12 protein-coding genes, 2 tRNA genes and 1 rRNA gene are annotated in these 11,842 nt (G+C 40.0%); 3 read left to right on the top strand and 12 right to left on the bottom strand.

What is annotated here, in order from left to right; all coding sequences use genetic code 11:
- Positions 1 to 491 precede the first annotated feature (491 nt).
- Both groL and groES read right to left on the bottom strand, forming a co-directional pair.
- Complete coding sequence (gene groL / locus BM000_RS05680; protein WP_091495742.1) at positions 492 to 2,126, bottom strand: chaperonin GroEL; 1,635 nt, start codon at positions 2,124 to 2,126, stop codon at positions 492 to 494.
- Positions 2,127 to 2,177: 51 nt separating this feature from the next.
- The gene (gene groES, locus BM000_RS05675) at positions 2,178 to 2,462 is read right to left on the bottom strand and encodes a co-chaperone GroES (RefSeq protein WP_091495740.1); all 285 of its coding nucleotides are present in this window, start codon (positions 2,460 to 2,462) and stop codon (positions 2,178 to 2,180) included.
- Between the two features lie 230 nt (positions 2,463 to 2,692).
- Here groES and BM000_RS05670 point away from each other — a divergent pair, with 230 nt between their 5' ends.
- Positions 2,693 to 3,409 carry a CPBP family intramembrane glutamic endopeptidase gene (locus BM000_RS05670; protein WP_091495738.1) on the top strand — a complete coding sequence of 239 codons (717 nt, stop codon included), beginning with the start codon at positions 2,693 to 2,695 and terminating at the stop codon, positions 3,407 to 3,409.
- Between the two features lie 8 nt (positions 3,410 to 3,417).
- Positions 3,418 to 3,627, top strand: coding sequence for a DUF4305 domain-containing protein (locus BM000_RS05665; protein WP_091495736.1), 210 nt, complete (start codon positions 3,418 to 3,420; stop codon positions 3,625 to 3,627).
- 47 nt (positions 3,628 to 3,674) lie between these two features.
- On the opposite strand, the gene BM000_RS05660 is transcribed toward BM000_RS05665, so the two are convergent.
- Together BM000_RS05660 and BM000_RS05655 are read right to left on the bottom strand one after the other, a co-directional pair.
- Positions 3,675 to 4,343: a type 1 glutamine amidotransferase gene (locus tag BM000_RS05660; RefSeq protein ID WP_091495734.1), complete on the bottom strand. Its 669-nt coding sequence runs from the start codon at positions 4,341 to 4,343 to the stop codon at positions 3,675 to 3,677.
- 65 nt (positions 4,344 to 4,408) lie between these two features.
- A complete protein-coding gene (locus BM000_RS05655) occupies positions 4,409 to 5,047 on the bottom strand; it encodes a redox-sensing transcriptional repressor Rex (protein ID WP_091495732.1) in 639 nt (212 codons plus the stop codon).
- Positions 5,048 to 5,300: 253 nt separating this feature from the next.
- Here BM000_RS05655 and BM000_RS05650 point away from each other — a divergent pair, with 253 nt between their 5' ends.
- On the top strand, positions 5,301 to 7,223 hold the full coding sequence (locus BM000_RS05650; protein ID WP_091495730.1) for an ABC-F family ATP-binding cassette domain-containing protein: 1,923 nt from the start codon (positions 5,301 to 5,303) through the stop codon (positions 7,221 to 7,223).
- A 206-nt stretch (positions 7,224 to 7,429) separates the two neighbouring features.
- On the opposite strand, the gene tsaD is transcribed toward BM000_RS05650, so the two are convergent.
- From tsaD to rrf, 8 genes are all read right to left on the bottom strand, one after another.
- The gene (tsaD, locus tag BM000_RS05645) at positions 7,430 to 8,461 is read right to left on the bottom strand and encodes a tRNA (adenosine(37)-N6)-threonylcarbamoyltransferase complex transferase subunit TsaD (protein WP_091496275.1); all 1,032 of its coding nucleotides are present in this window, start codon (positions 8,459 to 8,461) and stop codon (positions 7,430 to 7,432) included.
- Positions 8,458 to 8,904, bottom strand: coding sequence for a ribosomal protein S18-alanine N-acetyltransferase (gene rimI / locus BM000_RS05640; RefSeq protein WP_091496272.1), 447 nt, complete (start codon positions 8,902 to 8,904; stop codon positions 8,458 to 8,460). Before rimI ends, tsaD begins: the two co-directional genes overlap by 4 nt.
- Positions 8,897 to 9,592, bottom strand: coding sequence for a tRNA (adenosine(37)-N6)-threonylcarbamoyltransferase complex dimerization subunit type 1 TsaB (gene tsaB / locus BM000_RS05635; protein WP_091495728.1), 696 nt, complete (start codon positions 9,590 to 9,592; stop codon positions 8,897 to 8,899). Before tsaB ends, rimI begins: the two co-directional genes overlap by 8 nt.
- A complete protein-coding gene (gene tsaE / locus BM000_RS05630; protein ID WP_091495726.1) occupies positions 9,589 to 10,038 on the bottom strand; it encodes a tRNA (adenosine(37)-N6)-threonylcarbamoyltransferase complex ATPase subunit type 1 TsaE in 450 nt (149 codons plus the stop codon). The genes tsaB and tsaE overlap by 4 nt, the downstream gene beginning before the upstream one ends.
- 8 nt (positions 10,039 to 10,046) lie before the next feature.
- Positions 10,047 to 11,024, bottom strand: a complete 978-nt coding sequence (thiL, locus tag BM000_RS05625; RefSeq protein ID WP_091495724.1) for a thiamine-phosphate kinase — start codon at positions 11,022 to 11,024, stop codon at positions 10,047 to 10,049.
- 163 nt (positions 11,025 to 11,187) lie between these two features.
- A tRNA-Asp gene (locus BM000_RS05620) sits at positions 11,188 to 11,264 on the bottom strand.
- 110 nt (positions 11,265 to 11,374) lie between these two features.
- Positions 11,375 to 11,451 (bottom strand) — tRNA-Met (locus BM000_RS05615).
- 47 nt (positions 11,452 to 11,498) lie between these two features.
- Positions 11,499 to 11,613: ribosomal RNA gene (gene rrf, locus BM000_RS05610) — 5S ribosomal RNA — on the bottom strand.
- Positions 11,614 to 11,842: the final 229 nt, after the last annotated feature.

The raw sequence follows: 11,842 nt of genomic DNA, 5'->3' as shown, positions 1-11,842 counted from the left end.
AATCGAGTTAATAATTGGACAGTATGGATTTCCTTATATCGCAAATGCGAAACATCAAGTATCTTTAAAATATAAAGCAAAAGATACTTGGATGTACTCAGACATTTTTGTTTTTGATCATTGCCGTTATTTATATAACTTAATTCCATCGATTGATCTTTTTAAGGACTTTTTTAATGAAAACATAGAAGATCAGATTAAAATAAGAGCATGTATTGATTTGATATTAAGAAACTACCACTGCATTGATCGACAACTGTTTAGAGGCAGATCAATAGAATGCCTCTATAATTATAAAATTCCTTATTCTACACTGAGTGACAGAATAAACATAAATTACAGGGATACTTTGTAATGCATTTTGTTTGCACATAAAAAAGAAACTTCCAAAAGTAGGTATTTATTGGAAGTTTCTTTTTCATTTTATAACATGAGCATTTATGAATTACAACCTTATAAAATACTTATGCACCAGTATTTTGCAAGGCAGATTACATCATACCGCCCATACCACCCATGCCGCCCATATCTGGCATGCCTGCGCCTGCTCCGCCTTCTTCTGGAATGTCAGCAACAACTGCTTCAGTTGTTAAGAACATTGCCGCAACGGATGCTGCGTTTTGTAGTGCTGAACGAGTTACTTTCGTTGGATCAACAATACCTGCTTCAATCATGTTTACCCACTCGCCAGTTGCAGCATTGTAACCAACACCAACTGCTTCACCTTTAAGTTTTTCAACGATAACTGAGCCTTCAAGACCGGCATTTTCAACGATTTGACGAACTGGCTCTTCTAGCGCACGTAGCACGATGCTTGCACCAGTTGCTTCGTCGCCGTCTAAGTCAAGGCCAGCAACTTGCTTGTAAACGTTCATAAGAGCCGTACCACCACCAGAAACGATTCCTTCTTCAACTGCTGCGCGTGTTGAGTTAAGGGCGTCTTCGATGCGTAGTTTGCGTTCTTTTAGTTCTGTTTCAGTAGCCGCACCAACTTTAACAACTGCTACTCCGCCAGCTAATTTAGCTAAACGCTCTTGTAATTTTTCTTTATCGAACTCTGAAGTTGTTTCTTCGATTTGCGCACGGATTTGTTGGACACGACCTGAGATGGTTTCTGGGTTACCAGCACCTTCAACGATTGTTGTGTTTTCTTTCGTTACCACAACCTTAGATGCGCGACCTAATTGCTCAAGCGTCGTGCTCTTAAGGTCAAGACCTAAGTCTTCAGTGATCACTTCAGCACCTGTTAATGTTGCAATATCTTCAAGCATGGCTTTACGACGGTCACCAAAGCCAGGTGCTTTAACAGCAACCGCATTGAAGGTACCACGAAGCTTGTTGACCACTAATGTAGCTAGCGCTTCTCCTTCAACATCCTCAGCGATCAGAAGTAATGGCTTACCTTGTTGAACAACTTGCTCAAGGACTGGTAATACTTCTTGAATGTTATTGATTTTCTTATCTGTGACAAAGATATATGGATCTTCAAGAACAGCTTCCATCTTATCTTGGTCTGTTACCATGTAAGGTGAAGCATAGCCACGATCGAATTGCATCCCTTCAACAACCTCTAATTCAGTTGAGAAGCCTCTTGATTCTTCTATTGTGATAACACCGTCATTACCAACACGCTCCATTGCTTCAGCAATAAGTTGGCCAACTTCCTCATCTGCTGATGAGATGGCAGCAACTTGAGCAATCGACTCTTTGCCTTCAATTGGTTTAGAAATAGCACGTAATTCTTCCGTTGCTACTGCAACCGCTTTTTCAATTCCGCGACGTACGCCTACTGGGTTTGCCCCTGAGGCAACGTTTTTCAGACCTTCCTGGATCATCGCCTGTGCAAGCACTGTTGCAGTGGTTGTACCATCACCAGCTACATCATTTGTTTGAGATGCAACTTCTGATACAAGCTGAGCACCCATGTTTTCAAATTTATCTTCAAGCTCGATTTCTTTAGCAATGGTCACACCATCATTGGTAATTAGTGGCGAACCGAACTTCTTATCTAAGACGACATTACGCCCCTTTGGTCCTAATGTTACTTTTACTGCATTTGCTAATGTGTCGACACCACGAAGCATCGCGCGACGTGCGTCTTCACTAAATTTAATTTCTTTAGCCATTGTTATTTCCTCCTTCAAGCGTTAAGTATTATCGTAAAAGTTGATTCTTCATTAACCGATAACAGCTAAAATGTCATCTTCACGAAGAATTAAGTATTCTGTGCCTTGGTATTTCAATTCTGTACCTGAGTATTTAGCAAAAACAACTGTATTGCCTTCTGCTACTTCTGGAGTGATTTTTGCTCCGTTGTCAGCAATACGACCAGAACCTACTGCAACAACTTTTCCTTGCTGTGGCTTTTCTTTCGCAGAATCAGGAAGTACAATTCCGCTTGCTGTTTTTTCTTCTTCTTCAACGAGTTCAATAATGACACGATCACCTAGTGGCTTTAGCATTATAAAACCTCCTCCATGTATTTTTAATTGGATTTAAACGATTTTATTAGCACTCAAACTCAAAGAGTGCTAACACAATTATTATAATAATGAATTCACTATTATTTTGCAAGTATTGTGATTAAATTTTTTTAAAAAAATGATGCATGAAAGTTACGGTTTAATTCTATGATAGGATTGTGGTAAAATACGTTTATTGCAGTTTTCATTAATGTGAAGGAGGCAGCGCAATGCCTAAAAGATATATGGCCATTCTTTTAACCTACATTCTTGCTCAATTTTCATCCTATCCAGTGGTCTGGTTGGTGGATCGCCAAGCATTTAATCCTGAGCTTGCTCAAACGATTTTGGTTAATTGGCAGGTCTTTAGTTTTATTGTGGCACTCGTTATTTCAATTATTTTATTGAGGAAAGATCGACAGCTACCAAGAGCCGATGACCGTGCTAGTGGAACAATGACTGTGGTATGGTGCATTCTTGGCGTGGTTATGGCGCTTTTTGGTCAAGCAATTGCTAATTTAATTCAAGTTTATCTATTTGGGTTACAATTAGAATCAGAAAATACAACAGCAATTCTGGAAATATCACGTGTATTTCCGATATTTATTCTTATCGTCGCCATTATCGGCCCGATATTAGAAGAAATTATTTTCCGTAAAATTATTTTTGGAGAGCTCTATAAACGGACAAACTTCTTCATAGCGGGAACCATTTCTGGCCTTGTCTTTGCTGTTGTCCATAATGATTTCACACATTTGCTAGTTTATTTTGTTATTAGCTTTGTATTTGCCTTTGTTTATGTTCAATCAAAACGGTTAATTGTCCCCATTATGGCGCATGTGTTAATGAACAGCTATGTCGTCGTTATGCAGCTATTCTTTGCTGAGCAAATTGAGCAATACTTTGAGGAAGTGCAATTTATTATTATCAATCTCATTGGAGGCTAAGCTATTTTATGCGTATTTCACCATTACATCATGCCTGCTTCTATTTTATAGTCGGCTCAGTGTTTCTCTACTTTGCCTTCCAGTCTATTGAAGCTACTGTTTTAAATCCAATTACCATTCTATTAGCACTGGTGACCAGCTTTAATTATGGATTGACAGTTAGACTTATTAAGCTCCATTTTAAAATAAAGCAGTACAAAAAAAACACCAAGAAATAAAGTTGAAGTTCAGATCAGTGGAGATAATCAGGATCTGAACTTTTTTGTTACGCTATTAAGCGATCTAGTAACCGAAATAAAAGCTGCTTATTCTGAGTAGGAATTGGATGATTGCGAATTACTTCAGCGCTCTGTACATACTGACCTTGATCAATGTAACTACTATCATGCCTTAACAGCTCATCAATACTTGCTTGTGTCGATTCAAAGTGAAACTGGAGACCAAGTACGCGCTCTTGATAGAGAAAGCCTTGATTAGCACATGCGGCGCTATGAAACAGATTAACCGCTCCTTTGGGCAAATCAAATTGCTCACCATGCCAATGAAAGACGGTTAGTTGATTAGGCATTTCTGGTAGGCTGGTTGAGCAACTAGCTTGAATTGGATGCCAGCCAACTTCCTTATTCTTACCTTGAAAAATATTCGCACCCAGCGCCTTAGCGATTTGTTGTGCGCCTAGACAAATGCCGACCATTGGTTTTTCAGCTTTAATAAGTTGCTGAATCAATAGACGCTCTTCACTTAACCACAACTCAGCATCATTCGCGCTCATTGGTCCTCCCAAGCTAATTAGCATATCGACCTCATCTGGCTCTGGTAATGGATCCATTAGATCAAGGCGATGGATGATATAGGGAAACCCTCTTGCTTTAATCCACTCCTGAACAGCAGCCAATCCTTCAAATTCAACATGCTGTAAAACATGAATTCTCATCTGATAGTTGCCTCCTCTCCTGTAAATAAGAGCATCTACATAATGATGTAGATGCTCTTGTTTAGTTAGCTATTTTCTGACGGATAATGCTTCATAAAGTAAACAAGCGATTGGAGCTCGACTGCAAGATCAATATGATGCACTCTGACATGATCAGGAACGGTAATTCGAGCTGGTGTGAAATTAAGTATCCCTGTTATCCCTGAATTGACGATGCGCTCCGTAATTGGCTGCGCAACTGACCCAGGCACAGTTAAAATAGCTGCCTGTACATCGGTCAGCTTTTCTTCTAGCTGATCAATATGATACACCTTTACACCACCAATTTCTTCTCCAACCTTGCTTTCATCCGCATCAAAGGCCATGGCAATTTTGGTATTATTATTTTTTGTGAAATTGTAATGTAAGAAAGCAGTTCCTAAGTTACCGACACCAATTAGTGCAACAGTTGTTGTTTCATCCTGATCTAATGTCTTTCGGAAAAAGCCTAATAAATATTCAACATTGTAGCCGTAGCCTTTTTTGCCTAAAGCGCCAAAGTATGAGAAGTCCCGTCTAATCGTTGCTGAATCTACCTTAACCGCATCACTTAATTCCTTGGATGATACGCGAGTCTTTCCTTGTATATGTAGATTATTTAAAAAGCGATAATATAAGGGTAGCCGCTTTGCTGTCGCTTGTGGAATTTTACTCTGTCCTGCCATGCTCAATCTCCTCTATTCTAAAAATTATTCTATTATTATGTTTTGTCATTTGCAGTCTCGTATGTACAGTTTACCAAATAATATCGTTTATGTCCTATGAAAACAGTTACATGCACTTTATTATTACGAAAATGGCCTGTGCGTAATGAGCATACTTGCTATCAGTATAAACAATTTTACCACAAAGCTATACTGATTTGCTTGCTACCTGAATAAATAATGCGATACACTAATAAAGATGAGGTGAACAAAGATGATTTTAATGCAAATAAATCAATTAGTGAAACGATTTGGAGCAGAAACAATCTTGAGCCAAATAAAACTAGAGATTAAAACACATGATCGTATTGCAATTGTTGGACGTAATGGTGCAGGTAAATCCACCCTGCTTAAAATAATGGCAGGCAAGCTATCCTATGACGAAGGTGAATTGTTCCACCCAAGAGATATCTCAATTGGTTACTTGGACCAGCATACAGGCTTAGAAAGCAAGGAAACCATTTGGGATGAGATGCTTAATGTTTTTCATTCATTAATTGTAGAAGAACAAGCCCTTAGAGCGATGGAAGAAAAAATGGGTGACCCAGATTTGTTAGTAGATCCAGACCGCTATCAGCAGTTACTTAATCACTATGACCAACGCCAAGTGGCCTTTAAAAATGACGGTGGCTTCCAATACGAATCAGACATCCGCAGCGTCTTACATGGACTTAACTTCTCTGACTATGATTTCAATACAACAATTGAAGAACTAAGTGGTGGGCAAAAGACTAGACTTGCGCTAGGCAAGCTACTGCTTGCTAAGCCCGATCTACTAATTCTTGATGAACCAACTAACCACTTAGATATTGACACATTAACATGGCTTGAAGGCTTCCTTAATAACTATCATGGGTCAATTGTGATTGTCTCACACGACCGTTATTTTCTTGATAAGACGGTGACAATGGTCTATGAAATATCGCGCCAGCACTCAAAGAAATTTCATGGCAACTATTCAAAATATTTGGACCAAAAAGCACTTGATTATGAACGTGAGATGAAGCTATTTGAGAAGCAACAGACTGAAATAAAAAAGCTTGAGGATTTCGTTCAGCGCAATCTTGTTCGGGCATCTACTACGAAACGCGCTCAAAGTAGACGCAAGCAGCTAGCAAAAATAGAGCGACTTGATCGTCCCCAAGGTGATGAAGGATCCGCTAACTTTCAGTTTACGATAAAAAGACGTAGTGGGAACGATGTCTTAAAGGTAGAGAATTTAGCTTTCCAATTTGCAAATGAACAGCAGGCTGTTTTTTACGGCCTTAACTTTCGCATAACAAGAGGTGAACGGATTGCGCTAGTCGGTCCAAATGGTGTCGGTAAAACAACTTTGCTGAAAACCATTATTGCTGATTATAAACAGACAAGCGGGCAAATCCAGGTAGGCGCAAATGTTGAAATCGGGTACTATGATCAGGAGCAGGCAAAGTTAAATTCTAATAAATCTGTTCTCCTTGAGCTTTGGGACGATTATCCCCATATGAATGAGCGTGATATAAGGACTATTCTGGGCAACTTCTTATTCTCGGGTGAAGACGTTTTAAAAACGGTCTCAACATTGAGTGGTGGAGAAAAAGCTCGACTCGCCCTAGCAAAGCTGATGATGCAGCAGGCAAATTTACTGATTCTTGATGAGCCGACTAACCACTTAGACTTAGACAGTAAAGAAATCCTTGAGGCTGCCTTACTCGACTATCCTGGAACAATATTGTTTGTCTCACATGATCGGTACTTTATCAATGAGATAGCTACCCAAGTCTTCGAGCAACAAGCTGATGGCATGACTGTCTTCTTAGGTGATTACGATTATTATTCAGAAAAATTGGCAGAAACTCGTGAACTTGAAGCTTTAAATAATGTAAAGGACGAAGACAATGAGGTTTCGTTAAATCGGACAAGCTTTCAAGAAGAAAAACACCGGAAACAGGCAGAACGTAAACGTCTTCGTCAAATTGAAGAAATAGAAGAAAAAATTGAACAGCTTGAAGCAAAGATTGCTGAGAATGAGGAGCTACTTTGCCAACCAAACGTTTTTCAGGATCATGAACAAGCATTGCAATTAACTGAGCACAATCACAAACTAACAGCAGAGATTAGTGTATTGATGGAGGAATGGGAGACTTTACAAAGCTAATTAGTTAGCTTGCTAATTATCCACAGAAAGAACAGCGTTTTATGGGTTATCAACTGAGTTATACACATTGTCCACAAAACAATTACTATTTATCCACAGAAATTACCCACATAAAAAAGCTTTTTATAGCAGCGAATGAAAAAGTTACCCACATTTCACACAGGAATTGTGGGTAACTTTAGTTCGTATTCTGGCCGGCTTGTTGGTTATCTTCGCCCATATGCTTCTAAGTCAAGACCAGGGTTCGCATTCATTGCCCAATCAGCACGGTTTCCTTTTTGGTAGGCAACCATTGCAGCTGCCCCGATCATAGCAGCATTATCGGTACATAAAGCGAATGGAGGAATTGATAATTGAATATCAGTTTGATCAAAGCGCTCAGCTAAAGCCGTGCGGAGCCCTTTATTCGCAGCCACTCCACCCGCAACAATGACTTGCTTAACTCTGTTCTGATTAGCAGCACGATATGTTTTCTCAGTCAACACCTCTACTACACTCGCTTGAAAGCTAGCCGCAATATCTTCTTTCTTCAAAATGAGCCCTTGTTGATCAGCATTGTGTAGTTTATTAATGACAGCTGATTTTAGCCCACTAAAGCTAAAATCTAACGAGTCCTCTTCTAACCATACTCGAGGAAATTGAAGTGTATCTTGACCGAGATGGGCTAGTCGATCAACCTCTGGACCGCCCGGATAAGGTAAATGCATTGTACGTGCCACCTTATCGTATGCTTCACCAGCAGCATCATCTCTCGTTTCACCAATCACTTCAAAACTACCATGCTCGTTCATCAAAATAAGCTCAGTATGCCCACCCGAGACAACTAAAGCTAGCAACGGAAAGCTAAACTCCTCTTGCAACCGGTTTGCATAAATATGTCCTGCAATATGATGGACCCCAATTAACGGCTTCTGATGAGCAAAGGCTAGCGCTTTAGCAGCACTCACACCAACTAGCAGGGCACCGACTAAACCTGGTCCTTCAGTAACAGCAATAGCATCAATCTCTTCGATAGTCATGGTAGCTTCTGTTAACGCCTGCTCAAGTACATAGGTTATTTGTTCGACATGATGACGTGAGGCTACTTCAGGGACCACACCACCAAATCGTTGATGACTTTTAATCTGCGAAGCAACAACATTAGCTATTACCTCTGTCCCATCTTTAATAATGGCTACTGCTGTTTCATCACAGCTTGTTTCAATCGCTAAAATATACGTACTATGTTCTTCTCTCATAGTTTCACCCACATAACTATGGCATCCTCATTATTATCAGTGTAATAATTTTTACGAATACCAGCTTTTTCTAAACCAAATTTTTTATACATCGCCTTGGCAGCATGGTTAGACTTCCTGACTTCCAACGATAGCTGCGTGGCGCCCCTAAGTAAAGCACGATTTAATATATATTGGAAGAGCATTGCACCGTAGCCCTTACCACGATAACTTGGATCAATGGCAATGTTGGTTACCTGTGCTTCATCTAGTACAAGCCACACTCCGCAAAAACCAACGACTTGCTGATTGACTTCTATTACATAATAATGAGCAAATTGGTTTTCAATTAATTCTTTCTGGTAGAGTGCTTTTGACCAAGGTGTAGTAAACGACTTAACTTCAATCAGCGCTACCTCATCTAAATCAACTAACTCCATTGCTCGAATACTTACATTAGGCATTGCCTTGGTTTCTGCGAGCTTCAAGCCACTTCACCTCAGCTTCCACTAAACGAATATAATTGGGGACTAGCTCATGAACACTTTGTGCACCCATATCAGCACCAGCAAACGCTAGCATGCTTGGTCGAGCATAATTAAAGCCAGAGTCAGCAAAAAGGGCTTGATCACCCAATACTTCAATAATTTGCTCTTGATAGACCGCTATATCTGGACTAATAAACACACACTTCTGTTCGTCTTTCTTCAGCTGGGCCAACCAGTCGGTCATTAAAAGGTTCTGATCTGTCATAACCACCTTTCCATGCTGATTGTAAAGGCCGGTATACACTAAACCTCTACGCGCATCGAAAAAAGGACATATCATTGTCTGGTAAGGTTTAGCTGAATAAGCTAATGCTTGCAGGCTTGACAGACCAACAATCGGAATTTGCAAGCTCCATGCCATCGTCTTAGCCACAGATAAACCAATCCTAACTCCAGTATATGAACCCGGTCCCTTAGCTACAACAATTTTAGTTAGCTCTTTAGGCTTAAGGTGCGCATCTGCCATGATTTGATTGATCGCTGGCATTAGTCGTGTAGAATGCTGATTTTTATTTGATGATACATATTCGGCTATTATTTTTTGATCATGATATAGTGCAAGACCCATCATTTCATTAGAAGTATCAATTGCTAAAATTGTCATTGCCCCAACTCCTCACAAATCTTTTCAAAAGAAACTCCCCTTGGCTGGCAACGAATTAGCCGTTCGTCTTCACCCTTTCGCTCAATTGTTAAATCAAGGCGTTCTGTAGGTAAGAACGGTTCAATAAACTGGGGCCACTCAACAACCGTGATCCCACCGCCATAGAAATAGTCATCAAATCCAATATCCTCTTCACTATCCTCAAGACGATATGCATCAATATGATAAAGTGGAATATTACCACTATACGTTTTAACAATTGTAAAAGTAGGGCTATTAATTGTTCGTTTCACACCTAAACCTGCCCCTAAACCTTTTGTAAAAGTCGTTTTACCCGCACCTAAGTCCCCCGTTAAAGTAATAGTACTATTAGGTCTTAATTTTCTTGCAAGCTGCTGGGCAACTGATTGTGTTTCCTTAGCAGTGTGTGTTAATATTTCCTTCATAATCTCACCTAGCTTCGATGAACATAACCATTCGGTTCAAGTAACCTGTAGTAGTCTCCATCTGATTTTATAAAAACTTTGCCATTCCGTTCTGATTCGTCTTTGACAAATCCAATTTGGGTAAGTTGAGTAGCTGATTTTTGGGCAACTTCTTTAAGCTTATCCCACTCGGAAGGTGCAATAGAACCAAGTAATTCAAAGTCCTCTCCCCCGCTTAGTTTAAACATCTGCTGATCCCCAATTGGAAATTGGGCTAACGCTTTTGATATAGGAATTTGGTTTTCATCTAGATAAACGGTTAAACCCGATGCTTGGGCAAGCTCGTTTGCTTCACTAGAGATCCCGTCACTAATGTCGTTTAGCGCAACGCATCTAAGCCTTGCCATTTCACGGGCAAAGGGAACGCGTGGAGTTGGCATGCGATGGCGATTAATTAGATAACTGGTCTCTACACTATTTGTCCGTTTATTATCTAATAATATCGATAAACCCGCTGCTGAATCACCTAATGTTCCCGTTACAAATATCAAATCATTAGCTTGCATTTGATGTCGATAACGTGCTTTCCCACGCTCAACTGCCCCATTTATTGTTACGGTTAACACAAATTGAGCCCCAATGACCGTATCGCCACCAATTAAATCAACTTTATATTTCTTTGCTATTGTCGCTAAGCCCCGATAAACTTCTTTTAGTTCATTATCACTCCAGCTTGACGGAACGACAATAGCGACAAGATAAGAAATTGGCTCTGCTCCCATAGCTGCCATGTCACTTAAGTTTGCCGCCAAAATTCGATAGCCAACATGAAATGGCTCCATTGTTTTCCGTGAAAAGTGGACACCCTCTACAAATGTATCAACAGCTGTCACCACATCTCGATAAGGTTCACGAAAAACAGCAGCATCATCGCCAATACCTCTAATAATTTGCTGATTTCGATAAAAAGGCTGTTTAATTGCTTCAATAAAACTAAATTCATCCATTAGGCTAGCATCCTTTCTTACGCTATACCTATAATAGCAAAAATCGAGAAAGAAATCGAAAATAATTATTATGCTGCCTTCATTACATCTTAATCTGGAATAAATAAAAAAACTATATCTTGCTTTCATTAAAGAAAACGAAATATAGCTTAGCTAATATGTATGGCGGTCCGGACGGGACTCGAACCCGCGACCTCCTGCGTGACAGGCAGGCATTCTAACCAACTGAACTACCGGACCATTTTTTCCAAAAAAAATAATTCAAAAGAAACAATTGAATTGGTTGCACTTATAGTACATGATTATTTTCTAGCTAAGTAAGTTATTCAACGTAGCAAGAAAAATTAATTTGGTTGCGGGGGCAGGATTTGAACCTACGACCTTCGGGTTATGAGCCCGACGAGCTACCAGACTGCTCCACCCCGCGACAGTGTAGTTAAATATTAACTACAAAAGATATTAAATTTGTTACTAGCTTAGCGACGTCCTACTCTCGCGGGGCTTAGACCCAACTACCATCGGCGCTGAAGAGCTTAACTACTGTGTTCGGGATGGGAACAGGTGTGACCTCTTCGCTATCGTCACTAAACCATTATTGAGGCCCACAGGCTGTGGGTCAGTTCAGGATTCTGAACGTACTACTTGAAGTCATGTACCCTCAAAACTAGATAAGACCTGACAAGTGTCATACAAACGGTTAATTTTTAGATCTAGCTCAAGCTCCTAATAGCTAGCATCTCGTTCATCCTTCCTTTTGCACAGAAAAACCCTGTGCGACAGTCTGGCTGATCTAGCTGTACGCTATTGAACAGTCGCTT

Source organism: Amphibacillus marinus (assembly GCF_900110345.1).
Taxonomy (GTDB): Bacteria; Bacillota; Bacilli; order Bacillales; family Amphibacillaceae; genus Amphibacillus_D; species Amphibacillus_D marinus.
Note: the sequence above shows the minus strand (reverse complement) of the source record. Positions and strands in the feature narration are given on the sequence as shown.

Coding starts and splice junctions, on each gene's coding strand:
- groL (WP_091495742.1), bottom strand. CDS start 2,126: ATGGCTAAAGAAATTAAATTTAGTGAAGACGCACGTCGCGCGATGCTT.
- groES (WP_091495740.1), bottom strand. CDS start 2,462: ATGCTAAAGCCACTAGGTGATCGTGTCATTATTGAACTCGTTGAAGAA.
- BM000_RS05670 (WP_091495738.1), top strand. CDS start 2,693: ATGCCTAAAAGATATATGGCCATTCTTTTAACCTACATTCTTGCTCAA.
- BM000_RS05665 (WP_091495736.1), top strand. CDS start 3,418: ATGCGTATTTCACCATTACATCATGCCTGCTTCTATTTTATAGTCGGC.
- BM000_RS05660 (WP_091495734.1), bottom strand. CDS start 4,343: ATGAGAATTCATGTTTTACAGCATGTTGAATTTGAAGGATTGGCTGCT.
- BM000_RS05655 (WP_091495732.1), bottom strand. CDS start 5,047: ATGGCAGGACAGAGTAAAATTCCACAAGCGACAGCAAAGCGGCTACCC.
- BM000_RS05650 (WP_091495730.1), top strand. CDS start 5,301: ATGATTTTAATGCAAATAAATCAATTAGTGAAACGATTTGGAGCAGAA.
- tsaD (WP_091496275.1), bottom strand. CDS start 8,461: ATGAGAGAAGAACATAGTACGTATATTTTAGCGATTGAAACAAGCTGT.
- rimI (WP_091496272.1), bottom strand. CDS start 8,904: ATGCCTAATGTAAGTATTCGAGCAATGGAGTTAGTTGATTTAGATGAG.
- tsaB (WP_091495728.1), bottom strand. CDS start 9,592: ATGACAATTTTAGCAATTGATACTTCTAATGAAATGATGGGTCTTGCA.
- tsaE (WP_091495726.1), bottom strand. CDS start 10,038: ATGAAGGAAATATTAACACACACTGCTAAGGAAACACAATCAGTTGCC.
- thiL (WP_091495724.1), bottom strand. CDS start 11,024: ATGGATGAATTTAGTTTTATTGAAGCAATTAAACAGCCTTTTTATCGA.